Below are 21998 nucleotides of genomic sequence, written 5' to 3' on the forward strand. Positions count from 1 at the left end.
GTGTATACTTTAATGAGTTGAATGTAGTCGAAATTCTCAAGAATTTTGTTTGCTATTATAATTCATAAAAACTATTCTTCCTCAGAAGAAGTTTCTGGAAGTTCAAAGAAGCTAAAAACAGAACCGCCATATCCTTTTGAAAAACTGAAATTAGCTACATGCTCTAATTTCGTTTCTTTGGCGTGTTCAATAATCAAAAAACCACCTTCCAAAAGCAACGTTCGTTCAAAAACAGTAGTCGCTATTTTTTCAAACTGAGCCAAAGAAAATGCGTATGGTGGATCTGCAAAAATAATATCAGACTTCAAGTGTGTTCGGTCTAAAAACTTGTATACGTCACTTTTAATGGCATTAATATCAAGATCAAGCATATCAGCTGTCTGTTTAATAAAACGCACGCAGCCGTAATCACCATCAATTGCTGTAATGTTTTCTGTTCCGCGAGAAGCAAATTCATAACTTATATTTCCAGTTCCAGCAAATAAATCGAGTACGCTAATTTCATGGAAATAGAAATGATTATTCAAAATGTTGAATAAAGACTCCTTTGCCAAATCTGTAGTTGGTCGTACAGGTAGTTTTTTAGGAGCTGTTAATCGTCGTCCTTTATGCTTTCCAGAGATAATTCGCATCTAAAAATTAGTTAATAAGGTGAAATTGCGGTGACTTTCTGTTGGTGTTATAGCAGCGCTAAAATTAAAACTATAGTTTTTTTGTAAAAACGATACATTGCGCACATACGTATACGTTACACTATACAAAACATCTTTCTTGGTAATATCTCCTAAAAAGTATAATTGTAAAGTATCTGTATTTAATTGTAGCTGTTCGATTGTAAACAATAAGTAATAAATAAAATCTTCTGAAGACGTATACTCAAAAGAATTGTATAAAATCAATTTTTTTTGTTGAATGACAACAATCTCAAACTGCTCCTTTTGTACATGTACATATACAGTAGATTCTTCACTTGAATTGGTAAGTTGAAAAATATTTTCTAACAAAATCGTTGCAAAATGTTTGTAATGAAACGCGCCATATTTCTCAAAAAGTAAATTATTAACGTTCACATACGGAATATATACATTCACCATGTCATTATTAGCAATAACGTCAAAGGTCATGTAGTCATTTGCTAGAATTTTATTGTTGTATTTTAAATAATCTGCAAGGTTTTTATCTGAAAACAACGGTTTTGGTACAAATGTAGAAAGTGTATTGATGTGACTTACGGTTACCGATTGAAACGACTGATCAAAAAGATCGTTGTGTTTTTCAAATATAGAAACGATTTCGCTTTCTAACTGTAAAGGATTTGTAACATTCGAAAACGGAAAATGTTGCAATGCAGTAATTGTATTATCAATTGTATTTAGGATACAAAAAGAAAGTCCATTCAGTGATATCTGAATGGACAACTTATTAAGATTTGTTTGATCTTCTATATGTTTATTTGTTGTTTCCAATTTCATAGCTTGTTGGCCAGTTTCCACTATCACTTACTTTATCTAGTGATCCAACGAAAATTTCTTTACCATCAACTTCATCAACAGAAATTACTCTTTGCTCTTGTAATAATAAATCTTTGTTTTGATCATGTAAAACGATGTCTTTCGCAACAGAAACTTTAAATACAGGCGCTGTATATCCATTTACGATAAGTGAATCAACTTTCATTTTAAATGTTTCTGAATCGTTTTTAGCGTATGGTACAAACTTCATTTTCTTGTAACGATCACTACCTTTAAAAAGTGAATCTCTTACAGGTTTAAAACTTAATGTATCAATAATTACAACTTCTTTAAGTTTATCAATCTTATATACTTTATCAAATTCAGTATAACTAGAATCTCTCTTTTCGATGATAGCAAACTCAGCAGTTTCAACAAAACTTTCTAATGCAGAGAAGTTTGTTGCATACTTTCCAGTAATGGTCTTGTGAGCTAATTGTGCGTCTCTAATATCTTTTAAATTATCAATAACAGCAGTATAACGCTTTACTTTTTCCTGCTTAAACTGAACAGGTGCCATAATTGACGTATAAATTTTATATCCGAAAAATATTGATGCACCCACAAAAATCAACGAGAATATTGGTCTCACTTTACGTGGAATTACTTTTTCAATTAAAAATAGAAGTCCAATAGCTACAACTAAAGCTACCACTAATATAATTGGCGTTTTAAGAGCTTGGAAAGAACCTTTCTCTACTACTTCACTATTCTGAGCTATCGATAAAGCTGGAAGAAGTAGGAAAGCAGTTACTAATGATAAGACTAAATTGAATTTTTGTTTTACGTGTTTCATCTCTATTAAGAATAGTTTTGTTTTAAGAACATCAATATACGCAAATCTACAATTTTTTTTTAATCGTAAAAGTATTTCCGCAAAAAAAGCATGTTATATTTATAAAAAATTAAATGATACGGATTCATTCAAATTACTTTTCTATTTTCGCTTTAAAATATCGAACAACAAGACGATAACGCTACATTCATGGATACAACTACATTTTATAAATTATTGAAAAGTAAATTCCCGCACGAAGTTACTTTCAAACAAGATGTAGTATTACACAAACTTTGCGAGTTTATTTTTGGTGACGATAGAGACGCTTTGTTTCTACTAAAAGGATATGCTGGAACGGGAAAAACTACAACTATTGGTACGTTAGTAACGCATTTGTGGCACACCAAAAAGAAGTCTGTTTTGCTTGCGCCAACAGGTCGTGCAGCAAAAGTAATCAGTAATTATTCCAAGCGAGAAGCGCACACCATACATAGAAAAATATATTTTCCAAAAAAAGATAAAGGTGGCGGTGTGAGTTTTGTATTGCAGCCTAACAAGCATCGTGATACACTTTTTATTGTAGATGAAGCTTCTATGATTCCAGATTCGCCAAGTGATTCCAAACTGTTTGAAAACGGTTCTTTGTTAGATGATTTAATGACATATGTCTATTCTGGACATAAATGCAAACTGATTTTAATTGGAGATACAGCGCAGTTGCCGCCAGTAAAACTAGATATAAGTCCTGCGTTAGATGAACGTACGCTAGAATTGAATTATGATAAAAATGTCACCGTAATTGAATTAGATGAAGTAGTGCGTCAAGGTTCAGATTCAGGAATTTTAGTCAATGCAACGAACTTACGCGAACAATTACACGATCAATTTTACGCAGAATATAAGTTTCAACTTTCTTCATTTCCAGATATTATTCGATTGATTGATGGTTATGAAATTCAAGATGCTATCAGCGAATCATATTCTGATAGTGGAAAAGAAGAAATGGCAATCATAGTACGATCCAACAAAAGAGCTAATATCTACAATCAACAAATACGCAGTCGCATCTTATTCAATGAAAACGAATTAGCTTCAGGTGATTATCTGATGGTTGTAAAAAACAATTACTTTTGGTTGCCAGCAACTTCCGAAGCAGGATTCGTCGCCAATGGTGATATTATAGAAGTTTTGGAAATCTTTGCAATCAAAGAATTATATGGTTTTCGCTTTGCAGAAGTAAAAATACGAATGGTCGATTATCCAAATCAAAAACCTTTGGAAACTGTTTTACTTTTAGATACAATACATGCAGAAACACCAGCATTATCCTATGAAGATGGAAATCGCCTGTATCAAGAAGTGATGAATGATTATGCGGACGAAACCTCAAAATACAAGAAATTTCTAAAAGTAAAAGGGAACAAATATTTCAACGCATTGCAAGTAAAATTTAGTTATGCAATTACCTGCCACAAATCGCAAGGTGGACAATGGAAAACGGTTTTCATAGAACAGCCTTACTTGCCTAATGGAGTAGGAAAAGAGTATATGCGTTGGTTATATACAGCGATGACGCGTGCACAAGAAAAACTCTATCTTATTGGGTTTTCTGATGATTTTTTCATCGAATAACTCCATTTCAAGTTTCTGACATTTCACGGAATTACGATATTTAATTTTTGCCACTTTTTTTGCCTATTTTTTATAACTGAAGCCTAAAAAAGATCATTTTTTTTAATTTCTGATGTTTCACGGAATCGTCATATGCATTCCTATTATCTCTCTTCATAGCACATTACTTTAGCATCATTATTAAATCAAAAACTTATTAATTATGAAAAAATTATCCCTTTGCTTAGTTGCAATATGCTTTACTGTTTTTAGTTGTGTAAAAGATGATATAAACACACCAGAAGAAGAATTAAACGTAAAAACACCAGAAGACATCTCAAAAAGATACTCAAGAACTTGTACAGCGGTCGATTATATTGCCAATGACTATTTTGATACGATTGATGATTTGTACGGAATCTGGGAACCTGGAGTTGGTAGTTACACGAACGGAATCTTAGATAGACTCATCAATTGTCCACCAGTTGCCATAGAAAACTGTAATAGAGATTGTAATAGTGTCACAGAATATTTAGTTGATATGGATAACATGTCATTCAATCTATTTGACTATGACGGACCAGATACAGTATTTACTGCAGCATTGCAAATGCAAATTGTAAATGATATGAAAGCCTATGCACTAGCACAAGCGCCAATGTGTGGAAATCGAAAAATGATTCCAGTATCTTACAATTTAGATTATATTTATACTTCTTCAGGGACACTTTATACTACAGCAAATGTAACCTATGTTGCGCCATGTAATTATAGTAATTTATTGAGTAAATAAAGACTTTCAAAATATAGGATTATGAGCGAACTTCGGTTCGCTTTTTTTATGTTTTTTCGTTTAATACTACTAGTTTCTATCAAACAAACACGGCAAAACAGAAGCGTTATAAGTCAACTACTTCAAGGCAAGTCCACAAAGCATTTTTAGGCAAGTGTCGAAACATTTAAATCTCGATTATAGAGTAAACTTGAATAAAAACAAGGTTAAAATAATTTTTCCTACTTTTAAAAAAATTAACAATCAATAAAACCAATACTGCATGCAAAATTTATACTACAAGCCTTCAGGTAAAACTTCCCCTATTAGTTTATTATTTTTATTGATAGCAATTGCTATTGGAGCGCCAATTATAGCGTTCATTTATAGTTATGCTATTTTATATATTCCGCTTATTTATCTAAACATTCTTTGCTTATTTGGAGCTGCCTTTGGAATAGGATTCGTAGCAAATTTTGTTGTAGGTATGGGAAAAGTTCGAAATAAAACAGTAGCCATGATATTTGGCTTAATTGTCGGACTTGCAGGTTTGTACGTAAGTTGGGTAGTGTGGATTTATGATCATGCAAACGCCTCAGCATTTGTAGAAGTATCTTATATGGATTTGCTCACAAACCCGAAAGCTCTTTGGGGAATTATCTGGGAAATTAATGTGCATGGAACTTGGGGAATTGGTAGAAGCGGTGGTGCCGTAGACGGAATCATGTTAACCATAGTTTGGATAATTGAAGCATTAGCGATTGTAGGTGTATCTGTATTTTTTGCCTATTCAAAAGCATGTGAGCCATATTTAGAAAATGATGATGATTGGGCAGAAACGACTAAAATTGGACCTTTTGAGCTTATTGAAGATATTACAAGTTTAAAACAAGAATTAGAAACTCAAAAGTATGAACAATTACATGCACTGCCGAAAGAAGAAGCAGGAAGAACAAAATCTTACACAAGCTTGTTATTGTACCACGGACAAAAAAAGGAACAAGCCAAAGAATTCTATCTAACGGTAAACAACATGATGGAAGATTATGACAAAGATGGAAAACTAAGTTTCGATGAAAAAACACAAATTAGTTTCATAAGAATAAGCAAAGAAGCTGGACAACAACTCTTTGCAAGAAAAAATACAATGTTGCCAGCTGGCGCAACCGAAGAATAATTGAGAATCTTACATTAAAGTTGTACTTTTGAGATCATAAAAATTACTGCCTTTGAAAATTATAGCAATGATTCCTGCACGATATGCAGCTTCCCGATTTCCAGGAAAGCTCATGCAAGATTTGCACGGAAAAACCGTAATTACGCGAACCTATGAAGCCACCGTTGCTACAGGTTTGTTTGAAGAAGTCTATGTGGTAACTGATAGCGATATCATTCGTGAAGAAGTTAGCAGTCATGGCGGAAAAGTGATCATGAGTAAAAAAGAACATGAATCTGGTAGTGATCGTATTGCAGAAGCTGTTCAAGATGTAGAAGCTGATATTGTGATTAATGTGCAAGGTGATGAACCTTTCACAGAAAAAGCAAGCTTAGAAAAAGTGATCAATGTATTTTATGACGATCCGAACAAAGAAATAGACTTAGCTTCTTTAATGGTAGAAATCAAAGATTGGGACGAAATCAACAATCCAAATACAGTAAAAGTTATTGTGGATCAACGTAATTTTGCTTTATACTTTTCTCGTTCCCCAATTCCTTTTCCAAGAGATAAAAATGCTGGCGCCAAATATTATAAACACAAAGGTATTTATGCATTCAGAAAACAAGCATTGCTAGATTTTGCTGAATTGCCTATGAAAATGTTGGAAGCCACAGAAAAAATTGAATGCATTCGTTATCTAGAATTTGGGAAAAAGATAAAAATGGTAGAAACGACGGTAGAAGGTGTTGAAATTGATACGCCTGAAGACTTAGAACGTGCAAAAAAAGAGTGGAAATAATGAAGTATGATCACATAAAAGTCATTGCTTTTGATGCAGATGATACACTTTGGGTAAACGAAACGTATTTCAGAGACGTTGAGCACAAATTTGCCAAATTACTATCTGCGTATGAAACTGAAAATACAATTGATCAGGAGTTGTTTAAAATGGAAATGAAAAATCTTCCTATTTATGGCTACGGAATCAAAGGTTTCATGCTATCGATGGTAGAAAGTGCGATCGAATTATCAAACGGGAAAATTTCTAACAAAGTACTTTCTGAAATCATAGAATTAGGAAAAGAAATGATTTCCATGCCTGTAGAATTACTAGATGGAATAGAAGAAGTTTTGGAAGCATTGAGCAAAAAATATAGATTATTAGTCTTAACGAAAGGCGATTTACTCGATCAAGAACGCAAACTAGAAAAATCTGGTTTGACCAAATACTTTCATCATGTAGAAGTGATGAGTGATAAAAAAGAAAAAAATTATAAAGATTTACTCGATCATTTAGAAATAAATGTAAGCGAGTTTTTAATGATTGGAAATTCATTAAAGTCTGATGTATTGCCAATTATCAACATAGGAGGAAAAGCAATTCATGTACCATTTCATACAACTTGGCAACATGAAACTGTTTCGCCACATGAAGAATCTGATGCGTATGATGTCGTAAAAAGCATTACTGAAGTGTTAAACTATGTGTAATGAAGAAGTTAAATGTACAAACGTGGAATCGTAGAAAACATTTTGAGTTTTTCAACACATTCCAAGATCCTTTCTTTGCTGTAGCTGCACCAATGGATGTTACCAAAGCATACGATTATGCAAAAGCTTCTGGAAATAGCTTCTTTGCGGTTTATTTGCACGATTGTATGAAAGCAATCAATACCATTGAAGCATTTCGTTATCGTATTGAAAATGAAAATGAAGTTGTTGTACACGAAGCTATTCATGCTTCCGCAACAATTATGAGACCTGACAATACTTTTGGGTTTTCGTTTATTGATTATGATTCAGATTTTGAAAAATTTAAACAAAATCTTGAAAAAGAAAAACAACGAATCTTTAATTCAGATGAATTATTTCCGCCCAAAAATTCTGAAGATTGTATATTTTGTTCTGCAATACCTTGGGTAAACTTTACAGGACACAAAGAACCATTTCATGGAAAAAAAGAATCGGTTCCAAGAATTGCTTTCAGTAAAATGGAAGCTAAAAATGATAAAAAACTAATAACGGTTTCAGTTTCGGTAAATCATGCGTTGATGGATGGCTATCATGTAGGACAGTTTACCGAAAAGTTTCAAGAATATTTGTTGAAACACTAAATAACCTAATGTAATATTTATATTTACACTATTAAACTAAGTAACTATGCAATATAAAAACTTTCCAATGGTTCCCAGAGTGATCTTCGGAAGAGGAAGTTTTAACCAGATACAAGAAATTCTAACACCAAAACGTGTCAATACAAAAGCACCGTTTATCTTCTTGGTGGATGATGTTTTTGAACACAATCCTTGGCTTATTGATAGAATTCCACTTCGATTCTTAGATCAGATTATATTTGTTTCTGCTGAAGAAGAACCTAAAACTTCACAAGTAGATGCTTTGGTCAATGAATTAAAATCACGATTCACCGAAAACCCTTCAGGAATTATCGGAATTGGTGGTGGAACTTTACTTGATATGGCAAAAGCTGTTGCCATTATGCTTACAAATGAAGGAAGTGCAGCAGATTATCAAGGTTGGGATTTGGTTAGTAATGAAGCTGTATATCATGTTGGAATTCCTACGATTTCTGGAACTGGAGCAGAAGTTTCAAGAACAACTGTATTAACTGGACCAGAGAAGAAACTTGGAATTAATTCAGATTATACGCCTTTTGATCAAGTAGTGTTAGACCCTGAATTAACACGTGGTGTTCCTCAAAATCAGTGGTTTTACACAGGAATGGATTGTTATATTCATTGTATAGAATCTTTGACAGGAACGTATTTAAATGCGTTTAGCCAGAGTTATGGTGAAAAAGCATTGGAATTGTGTAGAAACGTTTTCTTAGAAAAAAATGTACGTGATGAAGACTCAGAAGATAAACTGATGATGGCTTCTTGGCACGGCGGAATGAGTATTGCGTACTCACAAGTTGGTGTCGCACATGCTATGAGTTATGGACTTTCTTACTTGTTAGGAACGAAACATGGAATAGGAAACTGTATTGTATTCAATCATTTAGAAGAATTTTATCCGCAAGGTGTTTCTGAATTCAAAAAAATGGTGCGTAAACATGATATTGATATTCCCAAAGGTGTTTGTAAAGACTTGTCTGATAAAGAATTTGATAAAATGATCGACATTGCATTGATGTTGGTTCCACTTTGGGAAAATGCTTTAGGCAAAAATTGGCAAGAAATCATCACACGAGAGAAATTAAAAGCTATGTATAAGAAAATGTAGCTTCGACTTCGCTCAGCTACCTTTTTGGGTCGCTTTGCTTTTTGATCGCTTCGTGAATATTCTTAGATTCCTAAAAACGTCACTTCGAGTTAATTTGCTTTGCAAATTTGTATCGAGAAGTGCTTTGAATCAAGACTGTCTCCGTAACTTTCTTAATGAAGAAACTGACAATTAGTAGGATACGTAGATTATATTACAATTAAATAGTTCAATCCTTGAAACTTCACTAAATTAGCCTAGCTATTAAAGAGAACTATAAAATTAAAAATTCCCCAAATGATACGAGCGATATATAAATTCATTTACTTCAAGCTGATGGGCTGGAAAATAAAAGGCGCATTTACCCAAGAAGTAAAAAAGTGTATTGTCGCTGTAGTTCCACATACAAGTTGGCACGATTTCTATATTGGTTTAATGATACGTAGTATTTCCAAATTACAAATCAATTATGTTGGAAAGAAAGAATTGTTTAAACCACCATTTGGCTGGTATTTTCGCTGGACAGGTGGCGCACCAATAGATAGAACGCCAGGTCAAAACAAAGTGCAAGCAATGGCAGCTGTGTTTGAAGGAAAAGAAGAATTTCGATTGACTTTAGCACCAGAAGGAACCAGAAAACGTGTAGATGAACTCCGTACAGGATTCTACTATATAGCTAAAGAAGCTAATGTGCCTATTATTTTAGTAGCTTTCGATTTTGGTAAAAAAGAAGTTAAAATAGACGAACCTTTTTATCCAACGGACAACATGAAAGCTGATTTTGATTACATTCATAAATTTTTTGAACGCGTAGTTGGGAAAGTTCCTGAAAAAAGCTTTCGATTCAATCAATAAATAGCGATAATTTTAAAATGCCGAGAACTATTTTTGAAAATATTGTCATTGAAAAATTTCAAGATACAATGTCATTGGCTTTTTGTAAATACATGCCAATTCGATTTTTTGAAATATTATTTATTGAAAAAGGATCAGGGAATTTAATAATCAATAACCACAAAGTAACTTACAGTGATAGTCAAATATTTATTTTAATTCCGAATGATAAATATAATTTTGAAATTGAAAAACCGACAACAGTTTCCACTATAAAATTTCTCTATAGCTTTTTTAATTCTTCTTCTTTAGATGAAAATCATTCACAACGAAAAGAATGGTTTAAAAAGATAGAAACGATCTTGCACAGTACAGATAGAACGTCACATATTAAATTAAACTCAAAAACAGATGAGAGTAGTGTATATTCATTATTTACAGTGCTTTGTAATGAATACAATGATGCACTTTTAAAGAATGAAGCTATTTTAAGATCTACGTTACATTCTATACTTCACATTATTTCTAGAAATGTAAGTTTTGTTTCTTCAACCATTTCCGATTCTAAGATTCAAGATATTATCAATTACATTCATTATCATATTCACGATTCAAAAAAAATAACAAAGAAAGAAATAGCAGGTCAATTTTATATTTCTGAAAACTATATTGGTGAATTCTTCAAAAGAGAAATGGGAATCGGTTTAAAAAAATACATTCTCAACTACAAAATAAAATTAGCCGAAACACGACTAAAATATACTGATTCCACCGTGACAGAAATAGCACAAGAACTAGGTTTTACAGATAGTAGTCATTTGGACAAAACATTTGTTAGTTATAAAGGAATAACGGCAGGAGCTTATAAAATAAAGCTTAAAGTTTCTGTGTAAATTGACAATCCTCGTTTTTTACTAAATCCTCTTTTTTTCTTACAAAATTCGACGCAACCTTTCGGGATACATTTGCATTATAATTTTTTAATAGAACCAATTATAATGAGAAATCCACAACAGGTATTTGAGAATCATATGAAAGCCGTTGATTCTCTAAATCCTTCAAAAGTACTAGAAGATTACGCAGAAGATGCAGTATTCATAACACCTGATCGTACTTTTAAGGGGCAAACAGAAATTTTTAATTTCTATAAAGAATTCATTCCAAACTTTAAAAATTTTAGCTTTTCTACACTCAAACAAGAAGCACATGACAACCTCGTTTATTTTGTTTGGAAAGGGAAAAATGAATTTCTAGATATAGAACTCGCAACAGATACATACATCATAGAAAACGGTAAAATTAAGCAACACACATTTGCCGCAATTAATAATTAATAAAAAAAGAGATTATGGAATACAAAAATTTTCAAACATTCAAAGCAGTACAAAAAGGAGCAGTTTTAACAGTGACAATCAATTTTGGACCTGTAAATGTTCAGGGACAAGAAATGTTAGCAGACTTAAGCAGTCTTTGCCTACGATTAGAGCGTGATAGAACTGTGAAAGTAGTCGTTTTTGAATCGTCAAATCCAGGATATTGGGTATGTCATTACGATACAAATTTACTAAGAGACATGTCTACAGAAGCAGTATCTAGATCTGAAGTAAAACTATTAGACTTACAATCTGTCTTAGAAAGATTAAGCAATGTACCACAAGCAACAATAGCTAAAATAGAAGGATTTGCACGCGGCGGCGGACATGAAATGGCATTGGCATTAGATATGCGTTTTGCAGCTAGAGGAAAAGCTAAATTTATGCAGATGGAAGTCGGAATGGGAATTTTACCATGTGGTGGTGGAGCTTCTCGTATGGCAAGACAAGCTGGACTTGGTAAAGCGTTAGAAATTATTTTAGGAGCAAGAGATTGGGATGCAGATGAAGCGGAAAAATTCGGAACAATCAACAAAGCACTTGACGCAGACGAAATTGGGCCATATGTTGATGCATTAGCTGAACGTATTTCAAAATTCCCAGCAGAATCTATTGAAGCTTGTAAACGTGCAGTGTATGCTTCTATTGATTTGCCAATTGCAGCAGCTTTAAAAGAAGAAGCATATCAACTTTTTCAAGCAACAAGCAAAACTCCTGCAATTAAAAGATTTACAATTGCTGATGAAAATGGAGCTCAGTTTGATCATGAGAATCAAAAGAACTGGGAAAATATGCTAATTGATTTGCAAGAAATAAATTAAGATTTTAAGGCAAACTTGATTTATTAAAACGAACGTTCTTCATTAAGTGCGTTCGTTTTTTTATACAACGAATCTTAAATAAGTTACTAACGGTGATCCCAAGAAGATTCATCTTCTTTATTACTTGGTGATAAACCCAAAACTTCGCCATCAGTAGTTACACCTAAACCTAAAACCGTTCTGTTAGCATAATTAAAATAAGAAACAACTTGATTCACTTCCAAAATTTCACCATCATCATAACCTGCATTGCGAAGTGCATCTATATCATCACGAGTTAAATCTGCCGCAGCAAAAGTTAATTTTTTAGCATAATGAACTAAAAGCATTTCTTTTTCAGACAAAATACTAGCTAATGAATCGTTTTCAATATGTTTTTTGATAGCATCTGCTTTTGCATCGTCGTTTAGAAAGCGTTTCATACCTGCAAAATGATGTTCATAACAATAATCACATTTATTAATAAAACTTGTATATGTGCCTAGTAATTCTAAAAACCAATTAGGAAATGTATTGTTGGAATGATGCAAGGTGTTTTTGTACAAACTCATGTGTCCAGTAAGCGTATGCGGACGTAAACTATGAATACCTAACACATTATCAATTTGATTATTTGGACCTTTAATTTTATTGTAAATTGATTTGAGTTTTCCAGTGGCTTTCTCAAAAGGAATCATGTGTATCCAGCTCATAATTATATTTTTCGTTTGCGAATTTTTTCTTCTTTAGGTTTTTCTTTTTCCTGTCCAAGTGCGCCTGGAAATGACAAGTTTGTACTGGAATAAATTGTTCCAAAAGTATAATTTGCATTGTACACTTGCGCAATAGCGTCTGATACTTGTTCATCAGATAATTCTTTTAATGGATGAATAAATACAGACCAAATAATATCATCAGAGATTGCATATTTTACGTCTAAAGCAGTGTGGAAATTTGCGGTCAAACAGTTTTTCAAAACCTTTTCGTCTACGTTAGAAACTTCTGTAATAGGCGAAATAATACGCATTCTATTATTTTTCTCATCTGTTAAGCAAATAAAGAGTTTATCGTTTACTGAAAAACGCCAATTTCCTGCTTGTCCCTGAATTGTATCAGCTTTTTCGGTGAGTAGAGTTCCTAATTTCGTATTATCCATATTTTGAGCTGAAATTACACCAAAACTCAAAAATACAATAGCAAGTGTGATTATTTTTTTCATCCGATCGAATTTTTAGATACAGATTCAGTCGAGGGAAATCATAAAAACAAACAAAAATGAACGCAAACCTTTGAATTAGTATAAACGTGCACTAAGTATAGCCGTTATAATTTATAAATCTCGAGTACTAATCTTTCCAACTATAGGTAATAACTCGTATAATTGATAAAATTAATCTTAACTAATAATATGAAAAAACGAAACTTAAAATTACTAGACCTTAACAAAAAATCGATTTCTAATCTTAATCTTTTTGGAGGAACTGCTCACATTAATCATGCAGACTCAACAGTAATTGTATGTACATTGTCTACAGGTCCTTATGGTTGCGATACAACTTCACTTTCCAATTCACAAGGATTGACCTGTGATAGATGCCCTGATGGAACTGGTGGCGGAAAATCGTACGACGATTGTAATTAAGTCGATTTTAAAATCAAACTAATTAGCGACTTATAAAGTTAAAAAACAAGTGATCTTCGGATCGCTTTTTTTTGTAAAATATGTAAAAAAACAAACAAAAAACATATAACTTTCGCTAAACAAGACTGAAGTAATAAATTTTAATAGTATTTACACATGAATCTTAGTATATTTTTCGATAAAGATGATTTTGATGAAGATGAAACATTTTTAAAAATTGAATCTGAAACAGGTTATAATCGACTTTTAGTTGAAATTAGTTTAAATGATAAACGTTGGTTTTATGATCATTCTGAAATGTCTGCTAATTACTTAATGAATGACGAACAAATTGGCTTTGAAGAGTTGATTCCTTATGATGTTCAATCGGAACTATATGAAGATCCTAAAGAAAACAAACCTTATATTTTAAATTTAAATACAAAACTATTTGTTGATGAAGAAATAATTGATTCGCAGTTGAGTAGATTGTATTTAAAGAAATCGAAAGACACGCTTCTTTCTTCTGATGATTTAGACTTTCGTCCCGTTTTTTTCTTAGACAGTGTTACTGATTTTGATGGTGATAATGATGTAAATGCTACAATTTTAAATGATATAAAAGAAATTAATGATCCAGAAGCATTGAAAAGTATCGAAGAATTAGAGCTTCAAATCGTCTCTTTTGGAAAGATACAGGCGGTAGAAGTGAAGTTAGACACCTTTACAGATTATGAAGAATTAATCGAATTGGCAACACCAATTTCTATCAGTGAAATTGCTGGAAACGATACTAAACATGCAATTACCATGAAGCTGAAAGATAATTTATTTTCACTTTTGGATGATGCTATAAGTTATGATGTCAGAGAAAGACAACACCTTATATTGAATACTGAGATTCGTTATACGGACTTGGAAACACAAGAAAAATGCACTAGAATACAATCGCACTTAATTAAAAATCCTTGGTGTGAAATCATGGAAAACAAAGTGGAAAGGCATATTACGATACTAAAAAATGTATTGAATGCTGAGTTTCCTTCGTGGAGTGGAGAAATAAAAGACAATGAAATGTGGACGTCTTTTAGAATCAACGATGAGGAGTTTCAATATGGTTTAAAAGATGATGAAATATATTTGCATCTTTATCAAGGTCAGATCTCTTACGATTATGATTTTGATGAGGTTTATGACGAAATGCAAAAGGTAAACAAAACATTAGACAGAAAATTTAAACTCATTGAAACGGATAATTATTTCAATATCAAAACGCATATTGAACGTTATAACTTAAAAGAAGATGTTCTTTTAGAATGTATCAAAAAAATGATTACGATTATTGAATTACCTGAAGTAGATCGTCTTTTAGGAACCTATCAAGAATACTAAGCTTGCTTTTAGAATTTATTTGTGTATTTTTGACGCTAAATAAGTTTAAAAAAAAATGAAAGCTGTTATAAAATATGGAATTGTCGGATTTAGTAGAAATCAATTTGACAAAAAAGCAGCGCGTGTAATTTTGCTAAACGAATTCCAAAGACTCAAAGAAAAACACACTAACGAAACTGTTGAAATTGTTAGTGGTTATACCAATGCTGGTGTTCCAAAGATTGCTTATGAATTGGCAGATGAATTTGGTTTTGTTACTGTCGGTTTTTCAGCAAAACAAGCGTTACGTGTACGAAGTGGAGTATATCCAGTACAGAAAAAAATCATCAAAGGGAATCGATTTGGAGATGAATCTGAAGATTTCATTCGGTACATTGATGTGCTAATCAGAGTTGGCGGAGGAAAACAGAGCAGAAACGAAACGGAATTATTTAAAAATCTTCATGCACACCAATCAATTGATACTATTGTAAAAGAATTTGAAGTAGATTGGTTTGGGAATTGATTTGAAATAATAAAGGAAAACTAGCTTTTTGTTTTTTACAAAGTGTTCGTATTCGTTTTCCAGTCACTGGTTTGTATTTCTGATTTGTACAATCCTTCTTGATATGGCTTCTTAATTTCTTCTAAACGATTTTGTAAGTCTTTCCATTGTTCATTATCATAAGATGTTAGAGTTCTTTTTAAGACTTGTATATTGTTTGTGGCATAGGATAACGGAATTGGATGAAAGTCTATCCAATGAGGTAGTTCATCATCTTCTGAAGCTGAGTACAAAGCAACAGTCGCTATTTTGTCTCCAATTTTTACATTTTTAAGCGTATTACATGTAATTATTTTAACAACAGGGAATTCTCCAAATCCTTTTGTCAAATCAGTGGTAACTGCTACTAATGTTGGATGCATCGAAACTACAATTCCTCCATTAGAATCTCCACTTTTAAAATGTTCTTTTTTTCGTAGCCAATAAAATATATTAATTGCTAGAAATAGTACTGCAAGAATGCTAAACCAACCTGAAAATTTGATGGTAAGAAAAATGGATAATCCAAAAAGCGCACTTAGTGTGAATATGATTTTGAAATCATGGAAAAGCCAAATAAATGGATTAAGGTTAGCGTTACCAGGATTACTAGCAAACGTATCATTACCTACTGTAAAGTTTGTACTCATATCATTTTATGTCAAAATGTACAAATGGATTGAGATTCCATTTTATAATAAACTCTTTTTTAGTTTCAGTATCTATATTCTAAAAAACGTAATAATCCTGATTATTAACTCAGAAAAACCTATTCATCAATCAGAATCTCCAATAACTGAATTGCTGCTTCGCTAATTTTTGTTCCAGGACCAAATACAGCAACAGCGCCAGCTTCAAATAAAAATTCATAATCTTGATGCGGAATTACACCGCCAACAATGACCATAATATCTTCACGCCCATATTTTTTTAATTCGGCAATTACTTGCGGAACTAGCGTTTTATGTCCGGCAGCAAGGGAAGAAACACCTAAAATATGTACGTCGTTTTCCATCGCTTGTTTGGCAGCTTCAGCAGGTGTTTGGAATAAAGGTCCGATATCTACATCAAAACCAACATCAGCATAACCTGTAGCAACTACTTTGGCGCCACGATCGTGTCCGTCTTGTCCCATCTTGGCAATCATAATTCGCGGTTGGCGACCTTCTAACTCTGCAAATTTCGTAGCTAGTTCTTTTGCTTTCTGAAACGAACTATCGTCTTTTATTTCTTTACTATACACGCCTGAGAATGATTTAATTTGTGCTTTATATCTTCCAAAAACAGCTTCTAATGCATCTGAAATTTCACCTAAAGTAGCACGTTTACGTGCAGCATCAACAGCCAATGCTAATAGGTTGTCTTCTCCAGATTTTGCGGAAGCAGTTAGTTTTGCTAAGGCTTCTGCAACTTCGGAAGCATTTCGGTTCTTTTTCAATTCATCCAAACGCGCCAATTGCGCATTTCGAACGGTTTGATTGTCTACTTCTAAAATATGTAAAGGATCTTCTTTTTCAAGTCTATACTTATTGACTCCAACAATCACATCTTGTCCAGAATCGATTCGTGCTTGTTTTCTCGCAGCAGCTTCTTCAATACGCATCTTCGGAATTCCGGCTTCAATGGCTTTGGTCATTCCGCCTAATTCTTCAACTTCTTCAATAAGTTTCATCGCTTTATGAGCGATTTCATGTGTCAATTTCTCTACATAATAACTTCCTGCCCAAGGATCAACCGTTTTAGTAATTTTGGTTTCTTCTTGCAAGTAAATTTGCGTGTTACGTGCAATTCGTGCAGAAAAGTCAGTTGGTAATGCAATGGCTTCATCCAAGGCATTGGTATGTAAACTTTGCGTACCACCAAAAGCAGCAGCAGCAGCTTCAATACAAGTTCTGGCAACATTGTTAAACGGATCTTGCTCCGTTAAACTCCAACCACTTGTTTGGCAGTGTGTACGTAAGGATAATGATTTTTGATTTTTAGGATTGAATTGTTTTACCAGTTTTGCCCACAACATTCGAGCTGCACGCATTTTAGCAATTTCCATAAAATGATTCATTCCTATTGCCCAGAAAAATGATAGGCGAGGCGCAAAGGTGTCAATATCCATTCCGGCAGCCAATCCTTTTCTAATGTATTCCAAACCGTCAGCCAAAGTGTATGCAAGTTCAATATCACAGGTTGCGCCAGCTTCTTGCATATGATATCCAGAAATACTAATACTGTTAAATTTTGGCATGTTTGCCGATGTATATTCAAAAATATCAGAAATGATTTTCATTGATGGCGTTGGCGGATAAATGTAGGTATTACGCACCATAAACTCTTTCAAGATATCATTCTGAATTGTTCCAGCTAAAAGTTCAGGTTTTACGCCTTGTTCTTCAGCAGCAACTATATAAAATGCCATAATTGGTAAAACGGCACCATTCATAGTCATAGAAACCGACATCTTATCCAATGGAATTTGATCGAATAGAATTTTCATGTCTTCTACAGAATCAATGGCAACTCCGGCTTTTCCAACATCTCCAACTACGCGCTCATGATCGCTATCGTATCCACGATGTGTTGCCAAATCAAAAGCAACAGAAAGTCCTTTTTGTCCAGCGGCTAAATTACGTCTGTAAAATGCATTGCTTTCTTCCGCAGTAGAAAAGCCTGCATACTGACGAATCGTCCAAGGTCTGCGAACATACATTGTAGAATATGGTCCGCGAAGATTTGGTGCAATTCCTGCAACAAAATCTAAATGCGAAACATCTTGCATATCTTCTTTGCTGTATGATGATTTTACATCAATGTCTTCCGCAGTTTTAAAAACGTTTGTTGTAACTTGTTTTTCAAACGTTTTCGTACTGTTATCAAGTGTTATATGTTGAAGATTCTTTCTAGTCATGCTAATAATTCGTTTTGAAAATTACTCTTTCTTTAAGCGCTCTTTTTCTATTTTAGTAGCTAAACGCCTTACATTAATTGGAATCACTAATACTTTGCGAACTTCATTTTCAGCAAAAGGTGTGATTTCCAAATCATCTTTCATGCGATCTTCTGGATTTGGATATTTATTAGTGCCTAAGAGAATTTCTTTTCCATCATCAAATAAAGCTTGTTCTTTGGCGTCACTTTCTTTGATTTTTCTCTGAATTGTTCCTTCTTTTAATTGTTTCAAGAATCCACCAGTAGCTTCAATATCTTTGAAAAGTGTGAGTGCTTTTTCAGCTAATTGCTGTGTGATGCTTTCAATGTAATAAGAACCTTCCGTAGGATTGTCCGTTTTGTCAAAATAACTCTCGTCTTTTAAAATACGAAGTTGATTGCGCGAGATGCGATCGCCAAATTCGTTTTCATGATGATACAAAGCATCGTATGGTAAATTGTACACAAAATCTGCACCGCCTAAAACAGCACTCATACATTCTGTTGTAGTACGCAACATATTTACATTGTAATCATACAAAGTTTTGTTTCGTTTTGAAGGTGAAGCAATAATAGTACATTTTTGAGTTACATTATATTCTTTGGCTAAAACACACCATAAGTGTCGCAAAGCACGTAGTTTGGCAATTTCAAAGAAATAGTGTGTGCCAACGCTCACGTGAAATGTAATTTTATTTGTAATTTTTGAACCAAAATGGTTTAAATATTCGTTTGCGTGTGACAATGCGTATGCGAGTTGTTGTACCATAGTTGCACCTGCATTTTGATACGTATCGACATGAATAGTTAGCGTACTTTCAAAAGCATCTAACTTGAGAATTTCTTCTAACGCTTCATGATCTTTTGGAAGACTTTCAAACCAGTTTCCTGTGGAAGCTAAGTTTCCTACCAAGTCAATTCCGATGGTGATACTTGCAGATGTAGTTTTCGCGAAAGCGTTTATATCTGTACAATATGACACCGATAAAAAAGTCATTTCTATATGAATAGGAACGCCTTGCACATCAACGTCAGCAAGTATTTCTGAGATAGAAATATCAGTACTCGTTATGACAAGTACAATACTTTCTGCGCCTCGAGTAAGAATATCTTTTATATTGCGATTGGCTTCTTGAGCATCTTTAACGACAATTCGTTGTGTAACTTTCCAATTGGTTGTTTTTGTAGCAATCGCTGTTGTTGTACCAAAATTTTCGCTGTGATAAAAAGGCGTAATATCAATACCTTCTTGTGTAGCTGTTAATAGTGTTTGATTGTAATCGGCACCTTTTAAATCAACCTGTATTTTTTGTTTCCATTGTGATGCAAAAACACTTTCAAATTCGTTGAATAGAGAATTACTCATTGTCTGTTGTTTTTAAGCTATCTGCATACTCTATGATATAAATTTCTTCATTTTCCTTTTTCATAAAGTAGCGTTCGCGTGCAAATTTTTCAAGTTCTTCCATGCTAGAAAACTTTTTGATGCTTTCTTTATCTTTTTTGATGGAATTTTGAAGGTTTGCTTTTTGTTTTTCTAATAGCTCAATTTGCCTGTTAAGTTCTATGTGCGTAGAAAAATATGAATTGGCATCCAAAAATAACATCCATACTATAAATATGGCAGAGATAATAATGTATATATTTTTGAACTTATTGAGATTCATTGTGTATGCAATTTCGCTATTGTAATTGTGCTATGTAAATGTACTAAATATTAGGCTAATCGTTCACTAATAATTGTACGTACTATATCAACGGCAACTGTATTGTAACGATTGTTAGGAATAATGATATCTGCAAACTCTTTTGTAGGCTCAATAAATTGTTCGTGCATTGGCTTTAACGTGTTTTGATAACGCGCCAAAACTTCGTCAATATCACGTCCACGTTGCGTAATATCACGTTTTATTCTTCTGATCAAGCGTTCATCAGAATCGGCATGTACAAAAATATTGATGTCAAACATTTTACGAAGTTCTGTATTGGTAAGGATTAAAATTCCTTCTACAATCATCACTTTTCGAGGAAGTGTATGTATGGTATCGCCTGTACGATTGTGTTTTACAAAAGAATACACAGGTTGATCGATAGGATTTCCTTTCTTTAACTCTGTTAAATGTTCACATAATAAATCAAAATCGATAGATCGAGGATGATCAAAATTAATTTTAGTACGTTGTTCATAATTTAAATGAGAAGTATCGTTATAATAAGAATCTTGTGAGATGATTCCAACTTCATTTTCTGGGAGTTGTTTAATAATTTCATTTACAACTGTGGTTTTTCCACTTCCAGTTCCGCCTCCAATACCAATGATGAGCATATATTTTGTGTTTTTTATTGTGGCACAAAATTAAGTAAATTATTCAATGAATTTACTGAACAGATGGTATTTTATATGGAGCTTTACAAGTGAAAATGGAATCATTTTAAAAAATAAATTGTTTTTGCTTTTGTGTTTCGAGAAAAGCTTTATATTTGCAATCCAATTTTCAGACTTAGTTATAAATCTTAATGATAAACTAAAGAAGAAATTTCGGGGTGTAGCGTAGCCCGGTTATCGCGCCGCGTTTGGGACGCGGAGGTCGCAGGTTCGAATCCTGCCACCCCGACATTATTTTCCCAAAATCTCATCAAACACTGTTAATCATACGATTTTCAGTGTTTTTTTATACTCTATATTTTATTACTACAGAAAATTTGGAGAGTTTCCAGCATGATTTTTTACTTTGAAAGGAGTTCTAAAGGACTTAGAACTAAAACCTAGAAAAATAGAAATACATCTTTTCTTATAGATTCTCTATGAGAATTAATTAATTTTGAAGTATGCAATTAACCATACATGCAATACTTTCAAATTATATACTTAGATATATCGAAATATCTGAAGAAGAAGTAACTCTTTTTCAATCTTTTTTAAAGACTAAAACATATAAAAAGAAAGATTTCTTATTGAATGCAGGAAGCGTTTGTAAACATCGTTATTTTATATTGAATGGTTGTGTACGATTATTCAAAATAGATGAAGATGGAAATGAAAATATTATCCATTTTGGTATTGAAAATTGGTGGATTACCGACTATGAAAGCCTGATTCAACAGACTTCCTCAGGTGTTTATATACAGGCGATTCGTGATACAGAAGTTCTGGTGTTAGAAAAAGAACAATTTGAAAAGTTATGTATAGCATTACCAAAAGTAGAGCGCTTATTCCGAATTATTATGGAGAAAACATATTTGGCAGCTCAAAAACGCATGGAATACATGCTTAGTTTGTCGGGAGAAGAGCTATTTTCTGTTTTTATGAATGCAAATCCGCAGATTTTTCAAATCATTCCACAATATATGATTGCTTCTTATCTTAATATGACTCCTGAATTTTTGAGTAAAATAAAAGCTAAAAAACAAGTTATTTCTTAAACTAGATTAAGAAGTGATCTCTGTCAAAACGGTATTTTTGAAAAATAAAAGCAAATTTCT

Annotated in this window: 25 protein-coding genes and 1 tRNA gene; 16 read left to right on the plus strand and 10 right to left on the minus strand. The window is 33.0% G+C overall.

Translation table 11 applies throughout. The annotated features are described in order from the left end of the window. Positions 1 to 71: 71 nt before the first annotated feature. From ACOQOS_RS22010 to ACOQOS_RS22020, 3 genes are read right to left on the minus strand one after another with little or no spacing between them, the layout of a single operon-like run. Positions 72 to 632, minus strand: coding sequence for an RsmD family RNA methyltransferase (locus ACOQOS_RS22010; RefSeq protein ID WP_420572584.1), 561 nt, complete (start codon positions 630 to 632; stop codon positions 72 to 74). Beyond that, entirely contained in the window at positions 633 to 1466 is an 834-nt protein-coding gene (locus ACOQOS_RS22015) for a DUF3822 family protein (RefSeq protein ID WP_420572585.1), read from the minus strand. Beyond that, positions 1450 to 2307: a hypothetical protein gene (locus tag ACOQOS_RS22020; RefSeq protein WP_420572586.1), complete on the minus strand. Its 858-nt coding sequence runs from the start codon at positions 2305 to 2307 to the stop codon at positions 1450 to 1452. The genes ACOQOS_RS22015 and ACOQOS_RS22020 overlap by 17 nt, the downstream gene beginning before the upstream one ends. Before the next feature lie 189 nt (positions 2308 to 2496). Here ACOQOS_RS22020 and ACOQOS_RS22025 point away from each other — a divergent pair, with 189 nt between their 5' ends. The 11 genes from ACOQOS_RS22025 (at position 2497) to ACOQOS_RS22075 (ending at position 12081) form a co-directional block, all read left to right on the plus strand. Further along, a complete protein-coding gene (locus ACOQOS_RS22025) occupies positions 2497 to 3921 on the plus strand; it encodes an ATP-dependent DNA helicase (protein ID WP_420572587.1) in 1425 nt (474 codons plus the stop codon). A 202-nt stretch (positions 3922 to 4123) separates the two neighbouring features. Then, a complete protein-coding gene (locus tag ACOQOS_RS22030; protein ID WP_420572588.1) occupies positions 4124 to 4693 on the plus strand; it encodes a hypothetical protein in 570 nt (189 codons plus the stop codon). Positions 4694 to 4955: 262 nt separating this feature from the next. Then, a complete protein-coding gene (locus ACOQOS_RS22035; RefSeq protein ID WP_420572589.1) occupies positions 4956 to 5849 on the plus strand; it encodes a hypothetical protein in 894 nt (297 codons plus the stop codon). A 67-nt stretch (positions 5850 to 5916) separates the two neighbouring features. After that, on the plus strand, positions 5917 to 6630 hold the full coding sequence (kdsB, locus tag ACOQOS_RS22040; RefSeq protein ID WP_420575174.1) for a 3-deoxy-manno-octulosonate cytidylyltransferase: 714 nt from the start codon (positions 5917 to 5919) through the stop codon (positions 6628 to 6630). Continuing rightward, complete coding sequence (locus tag ACOQOS_RS22045) at positions 6630 to 7322, plus strand: HAD family hydrolase (protein ID WP_420572590.1); 693 nt, start codon at positions 6630 to 6632, stop codon at positions 7320 to 7322. Before kdsB ends, ACOQOS_RS22045 begins: the two co-directional genes overlap by 1 nt. Next, positions 7322 to 7945 carry a CatA-like O-acetyltransferase gene (locus ACOQOS_RS22050; RefSeq protein WP_420572591.1) on the plus strand — a complete coding sequence of 208 codons (624 nt, stop codon included), beginning with the start codon at positions 7322 to 7324 and terminating at the stop codon, positions 7943 to 7945. The genes ACOQOS_RS22045 and ACOQOS_RS22050 overlap by 1 nt, the downstream gene beginning before the upstream one ends. 46 nt (positions 7946 to 7991) lie before the next feature. Then, a complete protein-coding gene (locus ACOQOS_RS22055; RefSeq protein WP_420572592.1) occupies positions 7992 to 9074 on the plus strand; it encodes an iron-containing alcohol dehydrogenase family protein in 1083 nt (360 codons plus the stop codon). A 276-nt stretch (positions 9075 to 9350) separates the two neighbouring features. Next, positions 9351 to 9908, plus strand: a complete 558-nt coding sequence (locus ACOQOS_RS22060; protein ID WP_420572593.1) for a 1-acyl-sn-glycerol-3-phosphate acyltransferase — start codon at positions 9351 to 9353, stop codon at positions 9906 to 9908. A gap of 17 nt (positions 9909 to 9925) precedes the next feature. Further along, positions 9926 to 10780, plus strand: a complete 855-nt coding sequence (locus ACOQOS_RS22065; protein ID WP_420572594.1) for an AraC family transcriptional regulator — start codon at positions 9926 to 9928, stop codon at positions 10778 to 10780. A gap of 105 nt (positions 10781 to 10885) precedes the next feature. Beyond that, entirely contained in the window at positions 10886 to 11221 is a 336-nt protein-coding gene (locus ACOQOS_RS22070; RefSeq protein WP_420572595.1) for a nuclear transport factor 2 family protein, read from the plus strand. Between the two features lie 14 nt (positions 11222 to 11235). Next, on the plus strand, positions 11236 to 12081 hold the full coding sequence (locus ACOQOS_RS22075) for an enoyl-CoA hydratase/isomerase family protein (RefSeq protein ID WP_420572596.1): 846 nt from the start codon (positions 11236 to 11238) through the stop codon (positions 12079 to 12081). Positions 12082 to 12167: 86 nt separating this feature from the next. Here the strand turns inward: ACOQOS_RS22075 and ACOQOS_RS22080 are convergent, their stop codons facing one another. Together ACOQOS_RS22080 and ACOQOS_RS22085 are read right to left on the minus strand one after the other, a co-directional pair. Continuing rightward, positions 12168 to 12773, minus strand: coding sequence for a carboxymuconolactone decarboxylase family protein (locus ACOQOS_RS22080; protein WP_420572597.1), 606 nt, complete (start codon positions 12771 to 12773; stop codon positions 12168 to 12170). 2 nt (positions 12774 to 12775) lie between these two features. After that, positions 12776 to 13279, minus strand: coding sequence for a hypothetical protein (locus ACOQOS_RS22085; protein ID WP_420572598.1), 504 nt, complete (start codon positions 13277 to 13279; stop codon positions 12776 to 12778). 189 nt (positions 13280 to 13468) lie between these two features. On the opposite strand from ACOQOS_RS22085, the gene ACOQOS_RS22090 reads away from it, so the two are divergent. The 3 genes from ACOQOS_RS22090 (at position 13469) to ACOQOS_RS22100 (ending at position 15578) form a co-directional block, all read left to right on the plus strand. Continuing rightward, positions 13469 to 13702: a hypothetical protein gene (locus ACOQOS_RS22090; RefSeq protein ID WP_420572599.1), complete on the plus strand. Its 234-nt coding sequence runs from the start codon at positions 13469 to 13471 to the stop codon at positions 13700 to 13702. Between the two features lie 156 nt (positions 13703 to 13858). Continuing rightward, the gene (locus ACOQOS_RS22095) at positions 13859 to 15073 is read left to right on the plus strand and encodes a hypothetical protein (RefSeq protein WP_420572600.1); all 1215 of its coding nucleotides are present in this window, start codon (positions 13859 to 13861) and stop codon (positions 15071 to 15073) included. A 55-nt stretch (positions 15074 to 15128) separates the two neighbouring features. Further along, the gene (locus ACOQOS_RS22100) at positions 15129 to 15578 is read left to right on the plus strand and encodes a hypothetical protein (protein WP_420572601.1); all 450 of its coding nucleotides are present in this window, start codon (positions 15129 to 15131) and stop codon (positions 15576 to 15578) included. 35 nt (positions 15579 to 15613) lie between these two features. On the opposite strand, the gene ACOQOS_RS22105 is transcribed toward ACOQOS_RS22100, so the two are convergent. The 5 genes from ACOQOS_RS22105 to udk all read right to left on the minus strand — a co-directional run bounded on the left by ACOQOS_RS22105 (position 15614) and on the right by udk (position 20841). Continuing rightward, complete coding sequence (locus ACOQOS_RS22105; RefSeq protein WP_420572602.1) at positions 15614 to 16246, minus strand: DUF3239 domain-containing protein; 633 nt, start codon at positions 16244 to 16246, stop codon at positions 15614 to 15616. Positions 16247 to 16365: 119 nt separating this feature from the next. Then, on the minus strand, positions 16366 to 18495 hold the full coding sequence (scpA, locus tag ACOQOS_RS22110; RefSeq protein WP_420572603.1) for a methylmalonyl-CoA mutase: 2130 nt from the start codon (positions 18493 to 18495) through the stop codon (positions 16366 to 16368). 21 nt (positions 18496 to 18516) lie between these two features. Further along, complete coding sequence (locus ACOQOS_RS22115) at positions 18517 to 19881, minus strand: methylmalonyl-CoA mutase subunit beta (protein WP_420572604.1); 1365 nt, start codon at positions 19879 to 19881, stop codon at positions 18517 to 18519. Next, on the minus strand, positions 19874 to 20182 hold the full coding sequence (locus ACOQOS_RS22120) for an FtsB family cell division protein (RefSeq protein WP_420572605.1): 309 nt from the start codon (positions 20180 to 20182) through the stop codon (positions 19874 to 19876). Before ACOQOS_RS22120 ends, ACOQOS_RS22115 begins: the two co-directional genes overlap by 8 nt. A 50-nt stretch (positions 20183 to 20232) precedes the next feature. Further along, positions 20233 to 20841, minus strand: coding sequence for a uridine kinase (gene udk, locus ACOQOS_RS22125; RefSeq protein ID WP_420572606.1), 609 nt, complete (start codon positions 20839 to 20841; stop codon positions 20233 to 20235). A gap of 214 nt (positions 20842 to 21055) precedes the next feature. Here udk and ACOQOS_RS22130 point away from each other — a divergent pair. Together ACOQOS_RS22130 and ACOQOS_RS22135 are read left to right on the plus strand one after the other, a co-directional pair. Continuing rightward, positions 21056 to 21130: transfer RNA gene (locus tag ACOQOS_RS22130), tRNA-Pro, on the plus strand. Between the two features lie 214 nt (positions 21131 to 21344). Then, positions 21345 to 21938 (plus strand): Crp/Fnr family transcriptional regulator, encoded by a 594-nt coding sequence (locus ACOQOS_RS22135; protein ID WP_420572607.1) that lies wholly within the window; start codon positions 21345 to 21347, stop codon positions 21936 to 21938. Positions 21939 to 21998 lie beyond the last annotated feature (60 nt).

Source organism: Kordia sp. (assembly GCF_965224175.1).
Taxonomy (GTDB): domain Bacteria; phylum Bacteroidota; class Bacteroidia; order Flavobacteriales; family Flavobacteriaceae; genus Kordia.

Excerpts from the sequence above, each read along its gene's own strand:
- ACOQOS_RS22010 (WP_420572584.1), bottom strand. The coding sequence starts at position 632 with ATGCGAATTATCTCTGGAAAGCATAAAGGACGACGATTAACAGCTCCT.
- ACOQOS_RS22020 (WP_420572586.1), bottom strand. The coding sequence starts at position 2,307 with ATGAAACACGTAAAACAAAAATTCAATTTAGTCTTATCATTAGTAACT.
- ACOQOS_RS22025 (WP_420572587.1), top strand. The coding sequence starts at position 2,497 with ATGGATACAACTACATTTTATAAATTATTGAAAAGTAAATTCCCGCAC.
- ACOQOS_RS22030 (WP_420572588.1), top strand. The coding sequence starts at position 4,124 with ATGAAAAAATTATCCCTTTGCTTAGTTGCAATATGCTTTACTGTTTTT.
- ACOQOS_RS22035 (WP_420572589.1), top strand. The coding sequence starts at position 4,956 with ATGCAAAATTTATACTACAAGCCTTCAGGTAAAACTTCCCCTATTAGT.
- kdsB (WP_420575174.1), top strand. The coding sequence starts at position 5,917 with ATGATTCCTGCACGATATGCAGCTTCCCGATTTCCAGGAAAGCTCATG.
- ACOQOS_RS22045 (WP_420572590.1), top strand. The coding sequence starts at position 6,630 with ATGAAGTATGATCACATAAAAGTCATTGCTTTTGATGCAGATGATACA.
- ACOQOS_RS22050 (WP_420572591.1), top strand. The coding sequence starts at position 7,322 with ATGAAGAAGTTAAATGTACAAACGTGGAATCGTAGAAAACATTTTGAG.
- ACOQOS_RS22055 (WP_420572592.1), top strand. The coding sequence starts at position 7,992 with ATGCAATATAAAAACTTTCCAATGGTTCCCAGAGTGATCTTCGGAAGA.
- ACOQOS_RS22060 (WP_420572593.1), top strand. The coding sequence starts at position 9,351 with ATGATACGAGCGATATATAAATTCATTTACTTCAAGCTGATGGGCTGG.
- ACOQOS_RS22065 (WP_420572594.1), top strand. The coding sequence starts at position 9,926 with ATGCCGAGAACTATTTTTGAAAATATTGTCATTGAAAAATTTCAAGAT.
- ACOQOS_RS22070 (WP_420572595.1), top strand. The coding sequence starts at position 10,886 with ATGAGAAATCCACAACAGGTATTTGAGAATCATATGAAAGCCGTTGAT.
- ACOQOS_RS22075 (WP_420572596.1), top strand. The coding sequence starts at position 11,236 with ATGGAATACAAAAATTTTCAAACATTCAAAGCAGTACAAAAAGGAGCA.
- ACOQOS_RS22080 (WP_420572597.1), bottom strand. The coding sequence starts at position 12,773 with ATGAGCTGGATACACATGATTCCTTTTGAGAAAGCCACTGGAAAACTC.
- ACOQOS_RS22085 (WP_420572598.1), bottom strand. The coding sequence starts at position 13,279 with ATGAAAAAAATAATCACACTTGCTATTGTATTTTTGAGTTTTGGTGTA.
- ACOQOS_RS22090 (WP_420572599.1), top strand. The coding sequence starts at position 13,469 with ATGAAAAAACGAAACTTAAAATTACTAGACCTTAACAAAAAATCGATT.
- ACOQOS_RS22095 (WP_420572600.1), top strand. The coding sequence starts at position 13,859 with ATGAATCTTAGTATATTTTTCGATAAAGATGATTTTGATGAAGATGAA.
- ACOQOS_RS22100 (WP_420572601.1), top strand. The coding sequence starts at position 15,129 with ATGAAAGCTGTTATAAAATATGGAATTGTCGGATTTAGTAGAAATCAA.
- ACOQOS_RS22105 (WP_420572602.1), bottom strand. The coding sequence starts at position 16,246 with ATGAGTACAAACTTTACAGTAGGTAATGATACGTTTGCTAGTAATCCT.
- scpA (WP_420572603.1), bottom strand. The coding sequence starts at position 18,495 with ATGACTAGAAAGAATCTTCAACATATAACACTTGATAACAGTACGAAA.
- ACOQOS_RS22115 (WP_420572604.1), bottom strand. The coding sequence starts at position 19,881 with ATGAGTAATTCTCTATTCAACGAATTTGAAAGTGTTTTTGCATCACAA.
- ACOQOS_RS22120 (WP_420572605.1), bottom strand. The coding sequence starts at position 20,182 with ATGAATCTCAATAAGTTCAAAAATATATACATTATTATCTCTGCCATA.
- udk (WP_420572606.1), bottom strand. The coding sequence starts at position 20,841 with ATGCTCATCATTGGTATTGGAGGCGGAACTGGAAGTGGAAAAACCACA.
- ACOQOS_RS22135 (WP_420572607.1), top strand. The coding sequence starts at position 21,345 with ATGCAATTAACCATACATGCAATACTTTCAAATTATATACTTAGATAT.